The sequence below is a fragment of the Kitasatospora sp. NPDC018619 genome (assembly GCF_044391605.1).
GTDB lineage: Bacteria > Actinomycetota > Actinomycetes > Streptomycetales > Streptomycetaceae > Kitasatospora.
Genome location: NZ_JBISAI010000013.1, coordinates 176668 through 196507, shown reverse-complemented (window position 1 = coordinate 196507; position 19840 = coordinate 176668). Strand labels below are relative to the sequence as shown.

At 72.2% G+C, this 19840-nt stretch carries 24 protein-coding genes; all 24 read right to left on the bottom strand.

Going from position 1 to position 19840, the window contains the following annotated elements; genetic code table 11:
* Positions 1-4 precede the first annotated feature (4 nt).
* Positions 5-385 (bottom strand): hypothetical protein, encoded by a 381-nt coding sequence (locus tag ACH5AR_RS22030; RefSeq protein ID WP_396303146.1) that lies wholly within the window; start codon positions 383-385, stop codon positions 5-7.
* Between the two features lie 8 nt (positions 386-393).
* On the bottom strand, positions 394-855 hold the full coding sequence (locus ACH5AR_RS22025; RefSeq protein ID WP_396303145.1) for a hypothetical protein: 462 nt from the start codon (positions 853-855) through the stop codon (positions 394-396).
* Complete coding sequence (locus tag ACH5AR_RS22020) at positions 852-1934, bottom strand: hypothetical protein (RefSeq protein ID WP_396303144.1); 1083 nt, start codon at positions 1932-1934, stop codon at positions 852-854. Before ACH5AR_RS22020 ends, ACH5AR_RS22025 begins: the two co-directional genes overlap by 4 nt.
* The gene (locus ACH5AR_RS22015; RefSeq protein WP_396303143.1) at positions 1934-2980 is read right to left on the bottom strand and encodes a hypothetical protein; all 1047 of its coding nucleotides are present in this window, start codon (positions 2978-2980) and stop codon (positions 1934-1936) included. Before ACH5AR_RS22015 ends, ACH5AR_RS22020 begins: the two co-directional genes overlap by 1 nt.
* 9 nt (positions 2981-2989) lie before the next feature.
* On the bottom strand, positions 2990-3859 hold the full coding sequence (locus ACH5AR_RS22010) for a phage distal tail protein (RefSeq protein ID WP_396303142.1): 870 nt from the start codon (positions 3857-3859) through the stop codon (positions 2990-2992).
* Positions 3860-3869: 10 nt separating this feature from the next.
* Positions 3870-7763, bottom strand: a complete 3894-nt coding sequence (locus tag ACH5AR_RS22005; RefSeq protein WP_396303141.1) for a phage tail tape measure protein — start codon at positions 7761-7763, stop codon at positions 3870-3872.
* A gap of 29 nt (positions 7764-7792) precedes the next feature.
* Positions 7793-8323: a hypothetical protein gene (locus tag ACH5AR_RS22000; RefSeq protein WP_396303140.1), complete on the bottom strand. Its 531-nt coding sequence runs from the start codon at positions 8321-8323 to the stop codon at positions 7793-7795.
* A 15-nt stretch (positions 8324-8338) separates the two neighbouring features.
* Entirely contained in the window at positions 8339-8716 is a 378-nt protein-coding gene (locus ACH5AR_RS21995; protein ID WP_396303139.1) for a hypothetical protein, read from the bottom strand.
* Positions 8713-8979 (bottom strand): hypothetical protein, encoded by a 267-nt coding sequence (locus tag ACH5AR_RS21990; protein ID WP_396303138.1) that lies wholly within the window; start codon positions 8977-8979, stop codon positions 8713-8715. Before ACH5AR_RS21990 ends, ACH5AR_RS21995 begins: the two co-directional genes overlap by 4 nt.
* 95 nt (positions 8980-9074) lie before the next feature.
* Complete coding sequence (locus ACH5AR_RS21985; RefSeq protein ID WP_396303137.1) at positions 9075-9545, bottom strand: hypothetical protein; 471 nt, start codon at positions 9543-9545, stop codon at positions 9075-9077.
* A complete protein-coding gene (locus ACH5AR_RS21980; protein WP_396303136.1) occupies positions 9545-10024 on the bottom strand; it encodes a hypothetical protein in 480 nt (159 codons plus the stop codon). The genes ACH5AR_RS21985 and ACH5AR_RS21980 overlap by 1 nt, the downstream gene beginning before the upstream one ends.
* Positions 10025-10045: 21 nt before the next feature.
* Positions 10046-10378 carry a hypothetical protein gene (locus tag ACH5AR_RS21975; protein WP_396303135.1) on the bottom strand — a complete coding sequence of 111 codons (333 nt, stop codon included), beginning with the start codon at positions 10376-10378 and terminating at the stop codon, positions 10046-10048.
* Between the two features lie 9 nt (positions 10379-10387).
* Positions 10388-10786 carry a hypothetical protein gene (locus ACH5AR_RS21970; RefSeq protein ID WP_396303134.1) on the bottom strand — a complete coding sequence of 133 codons (399 nt, stop codon included), beginning with the start codon at positions 10784-10786 and terminating at the stop codon, positions 10388-10390.
* Between the two features lie 11 nt (positions 10787-10797).
* Entirely contained in the window at positions 10798-11202 is a 405-nt protein-coding gene (locus ACH5AR_RS21965) for a DUF6093 family protein (protein WP_396303133.1), read from the bottom strand.
* Positions 11199-11822 carry a hypothetical protein gene (locus ACH5AR_RS21960; RefSeq protein ID WP_396303132.1) on the bottom strand — a complete coding sequence of 208 codons (624 nt, stop codon included), beginning with the start codon at positions 11820-11822 and terminating at the stop codon, positions 11199-11201. Before ACH5AR_RS21960 ends, ACH5AR_RS21965 begins: the two co-directional genes overlap by 4 nt.
* Before the next feature lie 16 nt (positions 11823-11838).
* Complete coding sequence (locus ACH5AR_RS21955; protein WP_396303131.1) at positions 11839-12222, bottom strand: hypothetical protein; 384 nt, start codon at positions 12220-12222, stop codon at positions 11839-11841.
* A 52-nt stretch (positions 12223-12274) separates the two neighbouring features.
* Positions 12275-13567: a hypothetical protein gene (locus ACH5AR_RS21950; protein WP_396303130.1), complete on the bottom strand. Its 1293-nt coding sequence runs from the start codon at positions 13565-13567 to the stop codon at positions 12275-12277.
* Positions 13568-13570: 3 nt separating this feature from the next.
* Positions 13571-13759: a ribosomal-processing cysteine protease Prp gene (locus ACH5AR_RS21945; protein WP_396303129.1), complete on the bottom strand. Its 189-nt coding sequence runs from the start codon at positions 13757-13759 to the stop codon at positions 13571-13573.
* Complete coding sequence (locus ACH5AR_RS21940; RefSeq protein ID WP_396303128.1) at positions 13756-14379, bottom strand: hypothetical protein; 624 nt, start codon at positions 14377-14379, stop codon at positions 13756-13758. The genes ACH5AR_RS21945 and ACH5AR_RS21940 overlap by 4 nt, the downstream gene beginning before the upstream one ends.
* A gap of 46 nt (positions 14380-14425) precedes the next feature.
* Positions 14426-15457: a hypothetical protein gene (locus tag ACH5AR_RS21935; protein ID WP_396303127.1), complete on the bottom strand. Its 1032-nt coding sequence runs from the start codon at positions 15455-15457 to the stop codon at positions 14426-14428.
* Positions 15450-16865 (bottom strand): phage portal protein, encoded by a 1416-nt coding sequence (locus tag ACH5AR_RS21930; RefSeq protein WP_396303126.1) that lies wholly within the window; start codon positions 16863-16865, stop codon positions 15450-15452. Before ACH5AR_RS21930 ends, ACH5AR_RS21935 begins: the two co-directional genes overlap by 8 nt.
* Positions 16865-18493: a hypothetical protein gene (locus ACH5AR_RS21925; protein WP_396303125.1), complete on the bottom strand. Its 1629-nt coding sequence runs from the start codon at positions 18491-18493 to the stop codon at positions 16865-16867. The genes ACH5AR_RS21930 and ACH5AR_RS21925 overlap by 1 nt, the downstream gene beginning before the upstream one ends.
* The gene (locus ACH5AR_RS21920; RefSeq protein ID WP_396303124.1) at positions 18474-18776 is read right to left on the bottom strand and encodes a hypothetical protein; all 303 of its coding nucleotides are present in this window, start codon (positions 18774-18776) and stop codon (positions 18474-18476) included. The genes ACH5AR_RS21925 and ACH5AR_RS21920 overlap by 20 nt, the downstream gene beginning before the upstream one ends.
* 329 nt (positions 18777-19105) lie before the next feature.
* Complete coding sequence (locus tag ACH5AR_RS21915; RefSeq protein ID WP_396303123.1) at positions 19106-19474, bottom strand: holin; 369 nt, start codon at positions 19472-19474, stop codon at positions 19106-19108.
* Positions 19475-19840: the final 366 nt, after the last annotated feature.

Genomic DNA, 19840 nt, shown 5'->3' with positions numbered 1-19840 from the left:
TCTCCTAGGTGAGCGAGACGGCTTCGTCGGTGCAGGTCACACCGAACGACCGGTAGTGGCGGAGCATGACCTGGTGGCCGGCGGCGGCCAGGGCGGCCGCGATGTCGCGCGGGTGCCGTACCCCGCCGGTGTAGTAGCCGACGTTGTACGGCCAGCCGGGGATGTCCTCGTCCGAGGTGAGGCCGTAGATCGTCCATTCCCCGGGGTCGGCGCTGATCCGGGGGACGGCGAGGAGCCAGAGCTCGGCCGGGATCTGGGGCTGGCCGCCCTGCGGGGCGGAGAGCCGACCCGCTCGGCCGGCGCGGTACTCGTCGTCGGCGAACGGGCGGAGCCGCTCAGCGAGTTGGGCCTGGTCGTCGGCACGGACGGTGTTCACGAAGCGCACTAGGTCTCCTAGTCGACGGCGCGGATGAGCTGGACCTGGGCGGCGACGGTGCCGCTGCCGGAGGTGCGGGACGCCTCGATGGTCAGCAGGTACTGGGCGCCGATCGGCGCCGAGGCGGGCAGGGCGGCGGTGACGTCCAGCAGGGTGCCCGCCGGAACCGCGGCGCCGAGCTGGACGCCGTTGACGAGGGCCCGGACCTTCCCGGTGGTGCCGCTCGTCACCGTGGTCGCCGCCATGACGCGGATCTGGCGCTTCCACGCCACGTTGTAGCAGCGGGCGATCGTCGCATAGGCGCTGCTGGTGGTCTGCGGCCACCGGGTGGAGTCCACGTCCTGCGGAGCCAGGAGGCCGTCCGCGGCGGACATGTCCGGCTGCTGGGCACGCAGTTGGGCGATGGCCGACTCCAGACTCTGGACCCGGGCGGCCAGCCAGTTCGAGCCGTGTGGCAGTTGGTCGAGGCGGGTACTCACGCGTCCTCCAGGAGGATCGGGGAGAGGCGGTCTGCGCGCGGGTCGAGCTCCCAGGCGTACGCGCGGGCCACGGTCTCGATGCCGGCCGGGTGCCGGGGGCTGCGGGCGATGGCGACGCGGACGCTGTCGCCCAGGCCCCACTCGGTGCCCACCCGCGGCGCCTGGGAAGCCGTGGCGGTGACCGACCACGACCGGGCGCCGGTGCCCATCAGGGCGAGGGCCTCGGTGGCGTGCCGCTCCAGCTGGGCGACGTCGGTGATGCCCTGAGCCGGACTCCAGCGGCGCTCCCACAGCGGCCATCCGGCCGCCAGGAGGGCGGTGTTGGTGTGGGTGGTGCTGGTGGCGCGGACGCCGTCGGCCCGGTCGCCGCGGGCGATCACGGACGTGGCGCCGCGGTTCTGCTCGTAGGATTCGGCGAGCCGGTACTCGGAGATGCAGCCGGGCAGGTCGAACACCGGCTCCGGCTGCGGGTCGACGATGCCGACGGTCGGCCGGATGCGCAGGACGAGCTGGACGCGGGTCTGGGCGGTGTCCGCCCACACCGTGTCCACGGTCCACTCCGGGCCGCCCGACATCGCGCTGATCTCCTGCAGGTAGGAGAGGACCGTCCGGTCGTCGGCGTCGGTGACGGTGTAGTCGATCGGCGTGCCGGTGGCGGTGGTGTCCAGGGCGATCGGCGGGCCGCCGCTCAGCGCCGGGGTGGCGAGGGCGGCCATGACGGTCGTCTGGTCGGTGGCGGTGGCGGTGTAGTCGCCGGGGTAGCGGCGGTCGAGGTAGGCCTCCGGGGTCGCGGCGCCGAGCTGGACCACGGAGCCGGAGCCGCCCTCCCGCGCCAGCACAGCGCCGGTCCACACGGGCGTTCCGGTGGTGGTGTCGACCGCGACCAGCAGCGTGCGGCCCGGGTCGCAAGCGGCTTCCCAGCCGGCGGGCGCCCCGGCGAGCGCCAGGTCGAAGCTGCCGGAGGTGATGGCGCCGAGGCGCCTCGAGATGGTGCTCGCCGGCCCGAGGGACCGGAGCTCCTCGGCGATCGCCCCGGTACGGAGGTCGCAGCCCAGCCACGTCAGCTCGACGGCGGCCATCAGGACGCTGCCTCGTAGTTGATGTTCCAGCTGAGGCTGCTGCTGGAGGAGGCGCCCACCGGCACGGTGTTGGAGACGGTGCCCGTGGACTGGGCGCTGGACGCCGTCTTGACGACGAATCCGGCGGTGGTGGAGCCGGACGTGATCTGGACTTCGGCCAGGTACTCGTTGTCGCCCGCGTTGACGTAGTCGGCCGGGCCGAGTTGCAGGATACCGTTGGTGGCGGCCTGGACCGGCAGACTCAGGGACCAGATGCCGGTGCCGCCGTTGGAGGTGCTGCCGAGGGTGAGGCTGCCCATCCAGGTGATCATCCGGCCGACGCGCGTCCACCGCGACACCAGGGTTCCGTTGCCGAGCGTCGGGTTCGTCGCGCCGGCCGTCCACGTGGGGGTGAAGCTCGTGAAGTCTCCTTGTGCGGACCACGCAGTGCCGTTCCAGTACTCGGGTAGCATCCGAACGGTGTTGAACCGGGCCTGGCCGACGTAGACCCCGGAGAGGGCGATGTCGGCGGCGGAGGAGACGGGCAGGATGCCGCCCGGCGCCACGGTCAGCTGCCGCACCGCGCTGGAGACCGTCGCCGCCCCGGTGCCTCCGCCGGCCGTGGACGGCACGGTGATCGTAGCGAGCGGGATGTAGATCTCGGTCGCGCCCGGCACCGGCGTGCTCGGCGTGGCCGACGCGACGCCCGGAAGGTACACCGTGTCCGCCTTGCGCAGGCCGGTGCCGTCCACCGCGGTGTCCCACACCCGCAGGTAGACGAGGTCGATCCGGGACCACGTCGCGGACGCGGGGGCCAGCGTTCCCGGGCTGCTGGCGGGCAGCTGGGCCCGGTACAGGCCCTGGCCCGCGCGCCACAGAATGGCCGGCCCGGCGGAGACGTTGATCGTGGTGCCGCTGAGGGTGACGGTCAGGCCGGGGTCGCCGGGGCGGATGCCGGGACGGGCTCCAAGCGAAGTGCCGTCCGACATGACGAACGGCAGGTCGAGCTTGCGGAGTTCGGTCTCGTCGTAGGAGAGCGAGGGCAGCCAGAGCGGGTCGGTCGGCACATGGCCTCCTCAGATCCAGGCCGAGCGCGCGGTGGCGGTCAGCAGTGCGGTGGGGCTGGTGCCGGCAGACGTCCACTGGACGGTGACGCTCTGCCCGGCAGGGACCTCCGGCCAGGTGCCGGACAGGTAGCGGCGCCGGGACGCGGTGCCGTTGAGGGTGGCGGTGTGGGCGTCGGTGTCGATGACGAGGACGTCGCCGGCGAGCAGGGTGTCGGTGTAGGTGAGCTGGCGGACCTCGCCGGTGGCGTACTGCACCAGCAGGACGAAGCCGGGCACGGGGCCGGTGATCGTGAACGTCGGCCGGGTGGCGATCGTCCCGGTGTTGGTCAGGGTGAGCGTGCCCGGGGAGCCGCCGGCCGTGATGACCAGGGGCAGGGTGATCGGCAGGGTGAGGCCGCCGGCCGCCACCGGCAGTCCGGTGGACTGGGACTGCAGCGTGGTCGAGTACCGGCGCGGATCGGCGGCGGTGAGCATCACGCTGTACCGGGCGACCCGGTCGGTCTCGTACTCCAGCAGCACCTCGCCCGACCTACGGACGGTGGCCTGCTTGGGGACGGTCTCCGCCACGGTCAGCAGCGTGTCCGTGATCGCGGCCGCCGCGTACAGCTGCTCGGCGGCCGCGTCCAGAGCGGCCAGGGACGGGGCGGTGACGGTGCCCGCCAGGGTGATGACCCGCGGGCCCAGGTAGCTCGGCCCCGCCCACGCGCCGTGGTCCGCCTCGCGGTCGGAGTACTGGGCGCGAACCGTGGCACCCGACCAGCCCTTGAGGCCGTCGGGGGCCACCGTCCACGCCACCCCAGCGCCGTCGACCGCGCCCAGCTGCAGCTGGCCGAGGGTGACCTGGCGGCCGAGGACCAGGCCCGGAGGGAAGCCGGCCATCAGCGCCTCCTCAGGTAATGAACTGCTGGTGCCGCACCAGGTCGGCGAGCTGTTCGTGGATGCCCTGCTGGGCGCCGTAGAGGGTGATATTGGTGGTGCGGCCGCCACCGCCCACGGCCGCCGCAGCCATCGGGGAGGCGAGCCGCCGGGCCGGAATCAGCTGACTGGCCATCGGAGTAGCTGGGATGAGCTGCTGGCCAAAGATCCCGGCGACCTCGCTCAACAGAGCCATGCTGCGGCCGCGCTTGGCCGTGGAGAGGGGGATGTACGCCTCTGGCCCGGCCTCGGCCCATAGGATCGGCTGGGACGACATCATCGCCTGGCGCCCGGACAGGCCGTCGGCAGCCGCTCGGATCCCGCCGTCGGCGTAACGCCGCACGCTCCCGTTGGCCTGCTCGTTCGGCTTGTCCCCGAACTGGTGCATGGCGGCGCCCGAGTAGTTCACGCTGACGTTCACGGACTTGCTGGTCGGGATGGCGTTGATCCTGTTGATCAGGGCGTTCAGGTTCGCCTGCGCGGCCTGGGTGGGAACCGTGATCTCCATCTGTCGGCCGCCGGGCAGCTCGCGCACGGCGATGCCGACGTCCGTCAGGTTCTTGACGGCTTCGGCGGTGAGCGCCGAAACGGTGATCTTGGTTCCCTCGGCCAGGTGCGTGGTCAGGCCCTGGACGTAGAGCAGCTCCTTCTGGGTCTGGCTCATGCCCGGGGTGGACATGGTGATCGCCAGGTACGAGGGGATCAGGCCCATCCGATAGGCCAGGAACTTGGCCTGGTCGGCGGTGAGGCCGAACTCCTCGCCAGCCTTCACCGCGGCTTCCCACGCGGTCTGCATGGGCGCCTGTGCACGGTTGAGCGCCGTCGCCAGGTCGACGCCCTGGGAACGGGCGAGGTCGTAGGTGGCCTGCGCTGCCGCCGCCGTTCCCTCCGTCAGCGCCTGTAGCTTGTTCCACAGCTGCTGGCCGTTCTCCGTCGCCGTGTTCAGCGACCCGTCGACGCCGATCAGCGCTGCCCCGAACCCCTGGGCATGGTCGACTCCGTTGGCCCACGCCGCGTTCAGGTCCAGCAGCTGCCGGTTCATCGTGGCCATCGCGGCCTCCACGTCCAGCTGGCCGCCGGACAGCAGCCGCAGGGCGTCCCGTAGGGCGCGCGACTTGGTGTCCGCGTCCGCCTCCGACTTGCTCAGGGTGTCGATAGCGGCCTTCAGCCGGCCGGTCGGATTGGTCGCGTCCCCTGCTGCGGAGCCCGAGCCCTGCAGTGCGGCCGCCAGATCCTTCTGGCGCTGGATCGCGGCGGGCACTTCGCCGTCGAGGCCCTTCAACGCCTCCGCCGCCTTCTTGTAGGCGTTGCCCTCGTTGTCGGTGACCCAGACCGGGGTGGTGGTGCCCTTCAGCAGGGTGGTGTGGGCCTGCGCCAGATCGAGCAGGCGCTGTCGCAGCTGCGGGATGGAGGCGCCTTCGCCCAGGTAGGCGTTGGTCAGCTCGGTCGCGGAGACCTTGGCCGCCTTCATCGTGTCCAGCAGGCTGGTCTTGCCGTCCTTCAGCTTGGCGTCGGCGAGGATCTGTACCGCTGCGGCGCGGACCGACGCGTCGACCGCACCGTGCGACTGCTGCAGGGCCGACGTCAGGGACGTGATCCGGACCCGGTGGGCCTCCGCTGCGGCTGCCGCCTCCTGCTGCTTCTTCGCGAGGTAGTCCAGGCCGATCATCGCGCCGGCGATGGCGATGCCCCAGGGGCCGCCGAGGAACGACCACAGGCCGCGCATCGCCCCCATGAGGCCCGCCCCCGCGCCGACTCCGACGGCCATCGCGGTGCCCGCGAGCGCGCCGCGGAACCCGGCGAGGCGGCCGCCGCCCTGCTCGACCGCGGCCGAGGTGTCGCGGAACGCGGTCGCCATCCGGCCGATCACCGGCACGTGGTACTGAAGCGCGGCGAGCGCGCCACCGAACTGGCTGATGTCGCGTCCCGCACCGGCAGCGAGGACACGCTGGTAGAGGATGGAGTCGCCGACGCCGCGGAACGCCTCGACCCCGGCGCGGCCGTAGCCGACGACGGTGTCCCGCAGGGCCTGCACCTGCGGCCGGAACGGCCGCAGCGCGATCATGCCGAGGACGGACAGCTGGAGCGGCCCGGGCAGTTCGGCGAAGGCGTGCGCGACCGAGCCCACGATGCTGGCCAGCGGGCCCAGTTCCCGCGAGGCGCCGGAGAGCAGGCCCACGCCGGCGTGGACCCGGCCGGCCAGCACCTCCAGGGCGCCGGCGTGCCCCAGGAGCGCGGTCCCGGTCTCCCGGACGGCGTCGACGAACGGCCGCAGCGCCGAGCGCGCGTTGCGGTACACCTCCGCGATGGTGTCCATGTCGTGGGCGACAATAGGAATGGCGCGGGTGGCGATGCGCGCCAGCACATCGCCTACGGGTTCGGCGAGCGCCTTCGCGGCGTGCAGGATGCGCGTGCCCCCGGCCGCGAGGACGTGCTCGACCCGCGGCCCGTACAGCTCCCACAGGTTCCCGGCGATCTCGATGCCGCGCTTGATGTAGGGGATGGCCCGCGAGACGGCGTCGGCCATGCCGCGGGTGATGCTCTCCAGGTGGGGGGCGATCCCGAGGTAGATCTCCAGAAACGCGGCCTGCAGCTGCTTACCGAGGCCGCGCATCGCGCCGCCCAGGCCCTTGGACTCGGCGGCCGCCAGCGCGGCGGCGCCGCCCGCACGGCCGACCTGGATCGCGAACGCGTCCCAGGCTTCAGCGCCCTGGTGGGCGAGCGCGGTCATCGCGGACAGGGCGGGCTTCCCGAACGCCATCGCGGCGGAGGCGGTGAACTGCTGCTCGGACAAGTTGTGCTGGGCGTCGTGCAACTGGTCGACGACGTACCTCAGGCCCTTGAAGTGCCCCTGCGAGTCCCAGGCTTCGATGCCGAGCGTCTTCAGGCCGATGGCGGCTTGCTTGGTCGGCTTGGCGAGGTTGACGAGCGCGCCGCGCAGGGAGGTGCCGGCGGTCTCGCCGATGATGCCGGACTTGCCGAGCAGGCCGATCGCGGTCGCCGTGTCCTCGATGCTGATGCTGAGCGAGTTGGCGGTGGGGCCGACGTACTTCATCGCGTAGTACATGTCCATGAGCTCGCCGGACGCCGAGTTGGTGGCGTTGGCGAGGACGTCGGCGACCCTGGTGGCCTGGGACGCCTTGAGGGCGAACTGGTCCATGATGTCGCCCTCGATCCGGGCCGCCGTGGCGACGTCGGTCCGGGCAGCCGCGGACAGCTGGATGGTGCCGCGCGCGGCCTTGATCGCGTCCTCGGCGGACAGGCCCGCCTTGGCCAGCTCGGTCATCGCCTCGGCCGCTTCGGCGGCGTTCGCGCTGGGGAGCTTCATGTCGGCGCCCAGGGCGCGGGCCTCGCGGCCGGCGAGCTCCATCTGGCCGCCGGTCGCCCGGGTGACTTCCATGAACTTGAGCAGCGAGTCCTGGTACTCGTTGCCGGCGTGGACGATCTCGTGGAGCCCGTACAGGATCGTGCCGCCGGCCAGCAGCAGCCCCAGGTGCTGAACGGAGCCGAGGGCGCCCTCGGTGCCGCGTTGGACGGTCTGCATGCCGCCGCGGGCGGCGGTGCCGATCTGTCCGAACAGCGGTGCAGCGGCAGAGACTTCGGCGCCGACCGCACGCACACCGCGGGCGGCGGTGGCGGTGGCCTGCTCGGCCTCACGTACGGCCGCCGCACCGCCGCGGGCACCGGTGCCCATCGCGGCGAGGCCGGCCTGCGCGGCACCGGCCTCGGCGCCCATCAGCGCCGCGCCACGGCCGGCCCGCATCGCCGACTGCTCCAGCGCGAGCGCGGACGTGCCGGCGCCGCGCATGCGGCTGTCGAACTGGGAGGTGTCCGCGACGACCCGGACGGTCACTGTGCGATCGGCCACGGGGCGCCTCCTCGGTGCTGGGGGCGGGGTCAGCGCCCCCGCGGGTCGGTGATCTGCAGCTGCACGCCGAGCGCGCCGTTCCACAGGCGGCTCAGCTGCCCGTCGGACAGCTCACCCCAGAACTGGTCGAACTCGGCCCGGTTGTCGGGTCGCGGCTGGACGAGCTGGGCGTGGACGAGGGCGGGCGCGAACTCGTCGGCGTCGAACGCCGGCTCCGGGGCCCCGAGGCGCTTGGCTTCGTCGATCTGCTCGCGCGTGGCCGGGTGCTGGGAGCGCAGCTCCTGGTAGGCGCGGTGCGAGACCGCCTCCAGCACGAGCTCGGCCCGGGAGGCCTCGGCGTCCTGCTCGGCCTGCCGCAGAGCCGCAGTCGCCTGGGCGAGCTGGTCGTCCTCGGCGCCGGAGGCCCGCAGCCGGTCGCACAGCTCGTCCAGAGCCTCGACCTGGGCGGCGGCCTCGGCGTCCAGCGTCAGCGCCACGATCCGGCGGGGCCGGCTGATGCGCTCGCGGATCTGCGTGAACGTCAGCCGGGCCGGTGCGGGTGTGGACTTGCGGGTGGTCATGGCGTCCTCGCGGGGTCAGAGCAGCGCGTCGCGCACTGCGGTGGTGATGCCGTGCTCGGCGTCCGCCTCGGCGGCGTCCAGGGCCGGGCCGAGGTGCGGCAGCGGGGCGTTCTTCGAGGTGCCGTACTCGATGATGTTGCCGAGCGGGCCCTGAGGGCGGCCCTTGTCCGGGCCGATCTCGGCCTCGACGCCGCGAGCGGTGGCCTTGATGTCGTAGGTGATGGAGTGGGGGTAGCGGGGCAGGTAGCGGTGTCCGGAGATCCGCTGCCGGGCGTCGTCGCGGACCCGGCGTGCGGTGACCTCGACGGCCGTCGCGGCGAGCACGCGCAGACGCAGCGGCGCCTGCTCGAACGAGGCGACGAGTTCCTGCAGTCCGGTGACGATGACGCTCAACTCGGCGTCTCCTTCCGGTAGATGCTGACCTGGAGGCCGTCCGGGCGGGTGCCGTCCTCCTGGACGGCGGCCATGCGCCGGGCGCCGGCCGCGCACGCGTGGCACCGCACGACCTGGGCGTCGTACGCGAACTCGGCGGCCGCGGCCGTGGTGTCGTGGACCGGGTGTCCGCAGTCCCGGCAGGCCTCGGCCTCGACCTCCAGCAGGGCGAGCGCCCACCAGCGGTCCTCCGGCAGCCACAGCGGCTCACCGGGACCGGGCATCGGCCGGCCGAGCAGGATGGAACGGGGTATGCCCCAGGCGCGGGCGGCCTCGACTTCGCGCCGGAACGGCAGGCGCCCGTCTCGCAGACGCCCGGTCAGAAAGGGAGCGGGCTGGGCTCCTCGTTCACCGCGAGAGCGGCGGCGAACAGCTCCTGGGCGGTTCCGTGGTTGACGCGGTCGAGGAGCTGGTCGACCTGGCCCGGGCTGAGCGTCGGCGAGGTGCAGCAGGCGGCCAGCAGGGCGGGCAGGAACGTCGGCCCGTACAGGTCGCTGCTGCCGTGCTGCGGCGGGTGGGCGGCCACCAGCGCGGAAAACGCCCTGTGCCCGAGGGCCTGGAACCGGAACTCCACGCTGGCGGCGGCCAGGACCGAGCGGCGCTCGGCGACCCGGGCGGCCAGCTCGGTGCGCGGATCGGTGTCACCGAGCGAAGTCGGCTGCCATCCGTCGAGGGCGGCGAGCTCATCCTCCAAGGCCCCGAGTTCGGCCGCCGCGCCGCCGTCCAGGCACACCAGCACCGCCTGTTCGCGCGGCCTCGCGCCGTCGAGGAGGCGGCTGATGTCGGGCATCAGGCCACGACCGCCCGCGTCGCCGGGTCGGAGGTCACGGACAGCTTGACCTGGACCTTGAGGACCTCGTTCGCGGCCGGGGCGATGTTCTGAGGCTCGGTCGCGGTCACCGGGTAGACCTCGACGCGGTCCCCGCTGGCGAACGCGCCCGCGTAGGGGGTGCCGCGGCGCACGACGAGGTAGCCGGACACGCCGTAGGCCAGCGTGTTGTACGGCTGGTCCTCCTGCGGGGTGGTGCCGCGCTTGAACGTGATCTCGGCGCTGTACGCCTTGCGGCCGGGCACGGTGGTCTCGAACGTGCTCGCCAGGGAGGAGGTGTTGACGTCCGCCGTGGTGGGGTCGGTCTTCAGCCCGTCGGGGGTCAGCCGGGTCGTCCAGTCGTAGCCCGCGGTGAGCTCGCCGACGGTCGGCGACTGGATGTTCGCAATGGAGTTCACCCACGCGACCTTGATGTTGCCGTCGCTGATCAGGTCAGCCATGATCTCGTGATTCCTTCCTGGTCAGAGGCGGAACGCGGCGACGGTCACCGACGCCGATGCGCTGTAGCCGATGGAGGCCTGCTGGTTGATGTCGGCGAACAGGGCCGGGTCGAGGGGGCCGATCATCTGCTCGCCCGACGCGGCGACGGTCACCGTGCGGTCCGGCACCGTCAGGCCCTTGTAGTTGTTGTTCTGGGTGGTGATGGTGACGGTCACGCTGGACGCGGACCCGTTCTTCACGTGGAGGAAGGTGTTCGCGGCGGTGAGCGGGACTTTGTCGCCGCCGGACGTCGCCGAGGCGTACGTCGGCGAGATGCCTCCGGCCTTGATGGCCTGGACGGTCAGCACAGCCATGGGGTGCTCCTAGCTGGGGGTGGACCGCAGCCTCCAGCGGGCGGCGGTGTAGAAGACGGGGGGCGTCACCTCGTCGTCGCGCACGACGGGCTGCCCATCGAGGGCCTCGGGCCGCCATCCGGTGCGGCCGGCCACGACGAGCGGCGCGTCCAGGGCCGCGGTGACTCTGTCGCTGTAGTTGAGGGCCTGCTCGGCGGTCTTCCCGACGCAGGTGACCTGCACGGTGCCCCGCCAGTCGACGCGGTCGTCCGCGAGGGACGCGCGCACCGGCGTGCCCGGGCTCGGGTAGAGGACCGCGTACGGCGGGTCGACGCCCTGCGGGGCGCCCCCGAGGTAGACGGTCAGCTGGGCGGCAGTCAGGACGGCGGTGACGGCGTCGATGTGCGGCAGCACGGCGGGGGTCGGCACGGCAGGCCTCCTCAAGTGGTGTCCTCGACGGTCAGCCGCCAGGCGGTCGCCGTGGACCCGTAGTCGACGCTCATGACGGCCATGGCGCGTCCGACGAGCCGGGTGTCGCCGGACTCGGTGACGGTCAGGGTGTCGCCGACCTGCAGCCGCGCCGAGGTCATCGCCCCGAACGGCAGCGCGACCTGGTAGCGGGCGGTGATGGCGAGGCGCTCGCCGGCGCGGCGGTCGCGCGGCAGCCGCTCGGGCTTGACCCGGCAGGCCCCCGTGTACAGCACGGTCGCCGGGCCCGGGGTGAGGGCGCTGGTCGTGCGGTCCAGCACGGGGGTGCCGGCGCGGGTGATGGTGCAGCTGTCCAGCATCAGCTGCTGGTGGGCGGCCCGGCCGGCACCGAGGACCTGGTCGAGAGGGCCGCTCACGACGGCCTGACCGAGGTCAGCGACACCCGGTACGGGGCCAGGGCCTCCTTGTGGCCGTCGGACAGGGTCGCGCCGCCGATCGTCTCGGACGCGAACGTCCGGGAGTAGTCGTCGATGGTCTCCTGCCGCAACCCCTGCGGGTTGGTCATGCTCATCGTGGCCAGGTCGAGGACGACGTCGAGGATGTCGTCGGGGACGTCCCGGTAACCGTGGCTGTAGGTGATCCGGACCCTGGGCGCCCAGACGCCGAGGTTGCGCCGGGGCCATCCCATCAGCCGGCCCGGCGCGTACCACGGGTACCCGCGGGTCAGCTCGTCACCGAGCCGCAGGTAGTCGCGGTTCTCCAGGCAGGTGATCTCCACGCCGCCCAGATCCGCCAACTCGACGATCGCGAGCGGGTTCTGATCGTCGACGACGAGTGGTCGGTCCGGCAGCCGCAGGACCCGTTCGCCGCCCGGCAGCACGATCGTCTCCTGGGAGACGAACGTCAGGGTCTGCCGGGTGTACCGGCGGACCTGTGCGGAGGCCCGCCGGATCGCGAGCGCGGCCTGTGTCGGGTCGACACTGCGCTGCATCGCGGCCTGGAGGTCGTCCACGGTCGCAAGCGGTGGGGCGGCCACGGCTCACCTCCCGGGCTCACGGCGTGGACAGGATCGCGTCGAGGCGCGTGGTGAGGGTGGCCCGGGCCGAGTCGCCCTTGGCGCGCTCGGCGTCCAGGGCGAGCTGTGCACGCCCTGGGTCGCCGTCGACCCAGGTCAGGACGGTGTCGATGGTGCCCGCGATGTCCAGTCCGTCCGGCGCCGGGGGCTGCCCCGCGCCGTCCGGGCCTGGCCCGGCCGCCGGCGCTGGGGGCTGGTCGGGAACCGGATCGGGCTCGGGGTCGTGCTCGATGACCTCGACCGGCGCACCGGTCGAGGCGAGGTGCCGCGCGAAGTCGCCGACGTACTCGGCGCCCTCTCGCAGCTCGTGGACGGCGTAGTCCCAGTACAGGCGGTATTTGCTCAGCAGGCGCACGCGCACGGCGGTCTCCTCGTGGTCGGGGCGGCCGCCGTACGGGCGGCCGCCGGGCAGGTCAGGCGTGCTCCAGGACCACGGCCCGCTTGAACATCGCTGCGTCGCCGGTCAGCGCGTCCGAGGGGACGCCGTAGTCGCCGACGTACGACCAGGAGGTGGACAGCACCTGCTGCAGGCGGTCCTGTGGCGGACGCACGATCCGCGCGACCTGAACGCCGGGGGCGGCGTCGATCATCTGGATGTCAGGAACGTCCTCCACGCCGGTGCCGGACAGCAGGCTGCCCATGCCCTCGAACGGGGCGGCGACCAGGGCGCTCGCGCCCATGACGATCGGCCGGTGCACGGTCAGGGTGCCGGCCGAGCCGCCGAGTACGGTGGGGCACTCGATGTTGCGGACCCAGTCGATGCCGCCGAACCGGCCGATGCTAAGGTCCCGGAAGACGGGGCTGTCGACCCTCCCCTGCAAGGCCTGCTTGAAATCCGGATCGGAGAACAATTCAGCTTCGGTGTCGGGGTCGATGTGGGCGACGTAGTAGCCGCCGAGGGTCGGCACGTTCATCTTCCGCAGGCGGGCCACCGCCGAGCGGAACATGGCGAACGTCGCGAGGTTCGAGCTGGTCAGGTCGTAGGCGGTGTTGGTACCGGTCGCGCGGATCGTCACGGGGGCGGTCGAGGCAACGACCGCGTCACCGACCACGTCCGCCCGGGCGGTGCCGAGCGTCAGGGTGTTGGTGCTGGCGTTGACGCCGGTGACGGTGTTCGCGACACCGGCGATGGTGACGTTCAGCGGGTTGGCGCCGGAGACCGGCGTGGGTACGCCGTTGACGAGCACGGTGCTGAATCCGGCGACGGACTGCACGACGATCGATGTGTCCGAACCGCCTGCGGTGGTGCACCAGGTCCGCCCACCGGCGTACGCGGAGTACATCTTGTTGCGGGCGAGCTGGTTGATCGACTGGCCGGCGTTGATGGCGAGCGTCTGTGCGTCGGCCAGGAACTTCGAGGCCAGGGTCATGCTGCTGTACAGCATGTTGGTGTCGATGGCCTGCCCGTACTGGTCCATGGTGACGCTGTACTGCTCGACCGCGTAGGTGGCCGCGGAGGTGTCCGAGCCGGTGATCGGCGTGGTCGCTGTCGCCAGCAGGCCCTTGCGGGTGAAGGTGCGGGTGTCACCGAGGCCGCCCTGCCAGGGCTGCGAGTCGGCGACCCGAGGGAAAAGGAACTCCGGGACGAGGGCATCCTGGAAGGTCTTGTCGAGCAGGCCGTTCTGCATGATCGCCTGGATGGGGACGGGCAGCTGGGGGCGGACGGCGTGCCGTCCGAGGCTGAACCACGACGCGAGCGTGGGCATGGGCTACTCCTGGGTGATCTCGACGGACACGAGGTCCGGGTACTGCGCGGCCACCTGGTCGAGGCCGAGCAGAGCGGTCTGGGTGATGGCCGACACGGCGGCGCAGACGCGGCCGTCCTGCTCGCGGTCCTCGTGGCCGGTCACCTCGATGTGGGTGAGGCCGGCGCCCAGGCGGGCACGCACGTGGATCACGAGCGGGGCCGCAGCCCGTACTTGGCGAGCTCGGCCGCGAACGTGGGCCGGTCGGCGGTGGTGAAGTCAGCGGGGGCAGGCGGCGTGCGGTGTCCCTGTGCGGAGTCCGGGCGCGGGCCGCGCGGGCCTTCGGCCGTCTTGGCGAGGTGGGGCTTGCGCTCCAGCAGCGCGGCGAGGTCGGCCGTGATGGTGCTGGTGTCGATCTCGCCGGAGCTGTCGGCGTAGGTGGCGAGGTCGAGGAAGGCCGCGGCGTCGTCGGGATCGGCGAACTGCCCGGCGGCCAGGGCCCTCACCTCGGCGCGCACGGCCCGGGCGGTTGCCGCCTCGGCGCGGCGCGACGCCTGCTCAGCGGCGGCGGTGGCCTTTTCCAGCTCGGTCTTGTCACGGTCCTCGAACTCGGCGACCTTGGCGGCCAGTTCGTCGGCGCGCTTCTTCTCGGCGGCGGCCTGCTGGCGGGCGGCGGCCCGCTCGGCCTTCATGGCGTCGAGCGCGCGCTTCCCGGGGTCGCCGAGCGCGGCGGTGCCGTCGTCGCCCGGCTCGCCGGCGGCCGGCGGGGTGGCCGGGTCCGGGTCGTCATCGTGACGGCCCAGGTCGAACCAGGGCGTGCGGATGTGCTGCATGATGTCTCCCGTTGCGGGGGTGGACCAACCTGGCGTTGCGCGCAGGTCAGATGAGATAGCCGAACCGGACCAGCAGACGAATCAGATCGTCCCGGTCGGTGGCGAGCTTGTAGAGCTCCTCCGGCATCAGCCGGGGAGTGCGGAGCTGGAAACGGGGCAGCCCCTGCTCCAGGTCTGCGGGTCCGCGGGCGAAGCGGATCCCGGTGCGGGCCTCCGTCTCGGCGCGGATCTGCCGGTAGAACCCGGAGCGGCGGCTCGTGCCCTCCAGTGTGGCGAGCACTCGCCGTCCGTAGGAGTCCAGGACGGTCACGCTCCTGCGGGCGTTCACGACCTGGTAGATGTCGGCGCCGTCCCTGATCGCCTGGGCGCCGGCCCGGGTGAAGCGGCGGTTCTGCTCGGCGGCAGACAGCCGGTTGAAGAACCGCATCGGATCGAGGCGTTCACCCGGACGTGCCTCGGTCGCCGGGACGCCGTAGCACTGGCAGCGCTTGTGCCGCTGGAATCCGGCGTCGTACCGGTACCAGCGGCCCGCGAGGATCGCGCACCGCGCGCACGCGCCAGCGCGAACGCGGCGGACGTAGCCGGTGACCCGCCGGTTGCCGGCCATGGCGACTCCGGCCGCGCTGGATCCGGCGTCCGCCACCTCGGAGGCGACGATGCGCTGCATGTCCAGCATGCCCCGGAGCATCGCCTGCTGGAGCGTGAGGCCGCCGTTCAACAGCGCCTTGGTGCGGATGACGGGCAGGTACAGCAGGCTGTCCAGTGCCCGGCCGTCGGCCGCGGTGCGGGCGAGCGCGGAGGCGTTCACCCGGGTGGCGCCCGGCAGGTAGTCCTGGGCGAGGCCGTCGGCGGCCACCATGGCGTCCACGTAGGGCTGCCCGGTCAGGGCGGCCAGCAGCTTGCCGGCCATGACGGCGCGCAGGATCCGCTCGCCGATCCCGGCCAGCCACGAGCCGGTCAGATCGTCGGCGGCGAGCTGGGCCCACAGCGCGTCGACCGTGGCCAGCGACCCGGCGACGGCCCGCTGCTGGGACTGCCCGTACGCGGCGACGATCGCCTCGTGTCGGTCGTCAGCCATCGGCGCTGTCCGCCGACCATCCGGCCGTGTGGTCCGGCGCGGCCGGCTGCGGGCCGGGCGGCGCGGTGGCCAGGGCGTGCAGGTCGGCGGCGGTCATCCGGGTCAGCGCGTCGTCCTCCATCGCCTGCATGCGCGCGATCTGGCCGGCGGAGAACCCGAGACGCTCCCACGCCATCTCGCGCGGCAGCAGGCCGGCGGCGAAGAGTTTGGTGACGGCGTCGGCCTGCTGCGCGAACGTCGGCGTCGCCGGGTCGCGCCAGATCGTCTCCATCCGTTCCGCCTCCGGGCTCACCCGGCCGTCGCGCACCAGCAGGGCCAAGCGCATCACGTCCTCCCATGCCCCGCCGAATGCCCGCTGGCGGCGCTCGGCGCGCTTCACGAGCCTCGACTCGGCCGCGCGGATCGCGTCCGCGCTCGGAGGGTTGTCCGTCGCCAGGCCCAGGTAGGTCGGCGGCAGACCGGACAGGGACGCGGTGATCCGGGCCAGCGAGTTGAGCGTCTCGTGGAAGTTGCTGAGGCTGGCCTCGGGGAACTGCCCGAAGCTGACCTTCTCGTTGCGGCTCGCCCAGACCCTGCCGATGATCTTCGACAGGGACGAGACCGGGCGTCCGGACGGGTCCTTGAAGTCGTCGTCCGCCAGGCCGGTGGCCCACCTGCGCGGCAGGGCGTGGAACTCGGCGCCGACCATCATGTCCGAGGCGATCTTGCATGCGGCGTCCGACAGCGGCACGATCGCCGCCAGCTCGCTCACGCCGTCCCGGTCGGCCACCCGGGACCGGTTGACCAGCGCCACCACCGGCACCGCGCCCAGGCGGTGCTCGTCCCGCTCGGACTCCGCCCAGGAGCCCGACGGGCCGTCCCTGTGCAGCTGCACGGTGACGTCCGGCAGGTAGAGGGCCGCGAACTCCTCGCAGCCGCCGTCCATCCGCGGCTCCTGCCAGCGTTTCAGCGCCGCCACGATGCACCGGGTCCGCGGATCCCGTTCGGCGTACACCTGCAGCGGGCTCTCCACCGTGATGACCGGCGGGTCACCCGGGCTGTCACCGGCGCCGACGATCACGTAGGAGCGGCGCATCGCCAGCGCGTCCACGTGGGCGAGCTGCGACTCCTCGTCCAGGTCGTTGGGCTGCCAGATGGCCGTCCACAAGTCCTGATCCGCCTGCTCCTGGCCGCCCAGCCGGAACCCCTCGATGTCGAGACGCTCCTCGAGGGAGTCGACGACCAACTGCGGCCAGTTGATGACCACCTGCCGCAGCCGGTCGTCGACCTCCTGCAGCAGCTCGGGCGCCATGTAGGAGAGCGGCTGCCGGCCCTCGTAGTAGGCGTTCCACAGCTCCAGTTGGGTCCGCTGCCGGTCGTGGGCCTCGGCGAGGCGCTTCACCCAGCTGACCGCGTCCAGGTCCATCATCAGCGCATCACCACCACAGTGCTCTCGGGTTCGGATCGGGCGAGGCCTGCGGCGACGGCGTCGCCGGCCGCCTCGTGGGCGAGGATTGAACAGATCGCGACGTCGATCTTCTGATGGACCGACGCCTTACGAAGTACGTACCGGTCACCGGGCCTCGCAGCCTGCCGGGCGTTCCCAACGTGCTGGGACGCTGTCTCGCACCCGTCGTGCCAGAACCCGGAATCGGCCTTCGCTACGTCGGTGCGCAGGCGCTCGGCGGCCGCATGCATCTGCACGGCCCGCTGGGTGTACCAGCGCACCACGCGGTCCCCGTACTGGTCCGCCCACCCGTCGATCTCCGTCTCCCAGTACGGCGGGTCCATGTACGCGCGAACGACGTCGTAGGTGTGCATCAGCTCGTCGAGGGCGGCAGCGACTTCCAGGCGCGGCGTCTGGCCGCCCCACTCCGCCGGATTCCACACCGTCGGCAACTTCAGCGAGCTGTACGTCGGGGTGAACTGGTAGCCGTCGAGGGTCTCGGCGCGGATGCCGGTCCAGTCGTCCAGATCGGAGCCGTCCAGACCGAGCACGATCCGCGCACCGGGGGCAACATGGCGCGGCCGAGCACGGGAGTCCCACCGATCCCGGTGCAGCCATGCGCCGGACCCCGCCACGATCCGGTTGCCGAAGAACCGCTCCGCCTGTGCGCTGTCCTTCTCCGCGAGCTCGGCGGCCTCGGCCTCGATGGCGTCCAGGTCGACCCACCACGAGTCGCCGTAGACGACCTTGTGGATCCGGCGCCGCTCTGCCTTGACCTCGTAGCGCAGTTCGGCCGGCGGCCGCACGTAGTCGCGGTGGACGTCCCGCGCCTTCGACTCGAACGTTCGCTGGGCCACCGAGTTCTCGCTGGGGTCCCATGCGTTCGTCGTCTCGACGGCGCGGCCGCCCATACCGGCCAGGCCGCGGCGCTGGGTTTCAGCAACCTTGACCATCTTGTTCTGCTCGGTCCAGATCCCCGTCTCGTCCTGCGGTACGAACGTGACGCGCTGGCCGAGCCGGGACTGGGCCGAGGACGTGACGATGTCGATCCGGCCGTCGTTCGGCAGGCGGATGAACTCCTCGCCGGTCTTGGGGATCAGCTCTGACAGCGGGCCCTTCTCAATCATGGGCCGCAGCGCGTCGTAGATGTTCCCGGTCTGCTCCTCGGAGAACGCCGTGACCTGGATCAGCGGGGTCGGCCACGGCCTCCCCATGGGCTCGCCGGGTTCGTACTCGTACACCCAGCCGCAGCCGCAACCGTGGTCCCGGCAGTCCCACGCCTCCCCGCCCTCGGCCCAGCCAGCGAACAGCGCCGGCCCGACCGCCTCGAGGGTGACCTGCGAAGCGGTGAGCGGACCCTTGCCCCACTTCTGGGGCCTGACCAGCAGCGAGCGCCGATGGGCGAACGCCGGCGCCAACTGTCCGCACCGGGCCGTCGGCTTCAGCTGGTAGTGCTTGACGTAGAACCAGGCCTGCTCATCGGTGAGGACGTAGGGCTTGCCGACGTCGAAGCCGTCCGGGATGACGCAGTGCTGCTGCACCCAGTCGGCGGCGAGGATGCCAAGGGTCGGGAAGTCGATGACGCGCGGCTCAGCCTTCGCCGGAGCCACTGGTCACGACCTTGAAGCGTGCTCGGGTCGGCGAAGCGACGCTGCCGGAACGCGCTGACGTACGCTCGCGCTCCTGGCGGCGCTCGCCGATCTCGTCCTGGGCGATCCGCCAGCGGTTCGCCCGCATCCCCGGTGTCGTCAGCCCCAGCGAGTCGGCCATCTGCCGCACCAGCGTGGACAGGTTGACCCGTGACGCGGGCTGTTCGGCTTCGGCCAGGCGTCGCACGTACAGCGCGACCTCGAGCTGCTGACCGTACCGCTCCCACATCAGCGACTGCGGCATCGACCAGAGCTGGCCCCACAGAGCGTCCTCACGTGCCGTGCAGTCCTCCAACGGCCACCGAGGCACCTCGAGGACGCGGCCGTCAGCCGGAAGAATCGTCCACTCACCCACGTCCCGCTCACGCCGAAGCGCCAACGGGTCCGGTGCCGGCCCGGACCGAGAGCGCGCGCCACCACTGGCCATGGGACACCTCCAGCAAGCAACTACGCACAGTCATGAAGAGAAGCGGCAGTGAGCGGCCGTGAAAGTTTTGAACCTGCCCGACCATCGATAGCCCTCCCCGGCGGTCCGGAAGAAGATCATCGTGGGGGTCATCCCCCTGGGTATGGTCACCCTCCGTGACGGCCGGCGGCCCATCCTCCGGGCTGATGCACTGCTGTCTCCCTGCTGTGGCAGCGCTGGCAGAGGCCGCGGCCGCGCGTCGGGTCGTTGGCGTCCTGCCCTGCGGCGACGAGGTCGCGCCGGCTGAACGGATGGTGGTCCGCGTGGACGCTGGGTGCGCGGTGGCACAGGACGCAGACGGGGTCGCGGGCGAGGACGGCTGCGCGGAACTGTTCGTGCTCGCGGTCGTAGCCGCGCTGCCGCGCGCTGCCTCGGCGTTGCTCGGCCTCACGGCGGTGGTCGGGGCAGCGGCCCCGGTCGGTGTACTCGGGGCAGCCCGGCTGGGAGCAGATGGCGAAGGCCCGACGTCTGGTCACGTGATCGCCTCCGCAGTAGGTTGGGCGCCCTGTGTCGATGGTGGGGATGGTGTGTGGTGAGCAGGACGGGTAGGGCGGTCGCTGCCGGCGGCGGCGCGTTGGCCGGACTCGGGTTCGTGTTCGGCCTGTGGCCGGTTGGGGACGAGTGCGGCTCCGGGTTCTCGCCGCGCAGTGTTCGGGAGGACTGCCTGGTGGATCTGGCCGGCCGGTCGGTGGGGGGCTGGCAGTTGGTGATCCTGGGGGTGGCGGTTCTGGTGGCCGGGTTGGTCCTGCTGCGATCAGACGGCAGGGTGTCGGCTGGTACGCCCTCGGAGTCGTAGCGGCGGCCCGGGCAGGGAGTGCGGGCCTGCGCTGTCCGGACACTGC

Bases quoted from the DNA above. Each gene is read 5' to 3' on its own strand.
- ACH5AR_RS22020 (WP_396303144.1), bottom strand. From the start codon at position 1,934: ATGGCCGCCGTCGAGCTGACGTGGCTGGGCTGCGACCTCCGTACCGGG.
- ACH5AR_RS22010 (WP_396303142.1), bottom strand. From the start codon at position 3,859: ATGGCCGGCTTCCCTCCGGGCCTGGTCCTCGGCCGCCAGGTCACCCTC.
- ACH5AR_RS22000 (WP_396303140.1), bottom strand. From the start codon at position 8,323: ATGACCACCCGCAAGTCCACACCCGCACCGGCCCGGCTGACGTTCACG.
- ACH5AR_RS21990 (WP_396303138.1), bottom strand. From the start codon at position 8,979: ATGCCCGGTCCCGGTGAGCCGCTGTGGCTGCCGGAGGACCGCTGGTGG.
- ACH5AR_RS21985 (WP_396303137.1), bottom strand. From the start codon at position 9,545: ATGCCCGACATCAGCCGCCTCCTCGACGGCGCGAGGCCGCGCGAACAG.
- ACH5AR_RS21980 (WP_396303136.1), bottom strand. From the start codon at position 10,024: ATGGCTGACCTGATCAGCGACGGCAACATCAAGGTCGCGTGGGTGAAC.
- ACH5AR_RS21975 (WP_396303135.1), bottom strand. From the start codon at position 10,378: ATGGCTGTGCTGACCGTCCAGGCCATCAAGGCCGGAGGCATCTCGCCG.
- ACH5AR_RS21950 (WP_396303130.1), bottom strand. From the start codon at position 13,567: ATGCCCACGCTCGCGTCGTGGTTCAGCCTCGGACGGCACGCCGTCCGC.
- ACH5AR_RS21940 (WP_396303128.1), bottom strand. From the start codon at position 14,379: ATGCAGCACATCCGCACGCCCTGGTTCGACCTGGGCCGTCACGATGAC.
- ACH5AR_RS21935 (WP_396303127.1), bottom strand. From the start codon at position 15,457: ATGGCTGACGACCGACACGAGGCGATCGTCGCCGCGTACGGGCAGTCC.
- ACH5AR_RS21930 (WP_396303126.1), bottom strand. From the start codon at position 16,865: ATGATGGACCTGGACGCGGTCAGCTGGGTGAAGCGCCTCGCCGAGGCC.
- ACH5AR_RS21920 (WP_396303124.1), bottom strand. From the start codon at position 18,776: ATGCCGCAGTCGCTGATGTGGGAGCGGTACGGTCAGCAGCTCGAGGTC.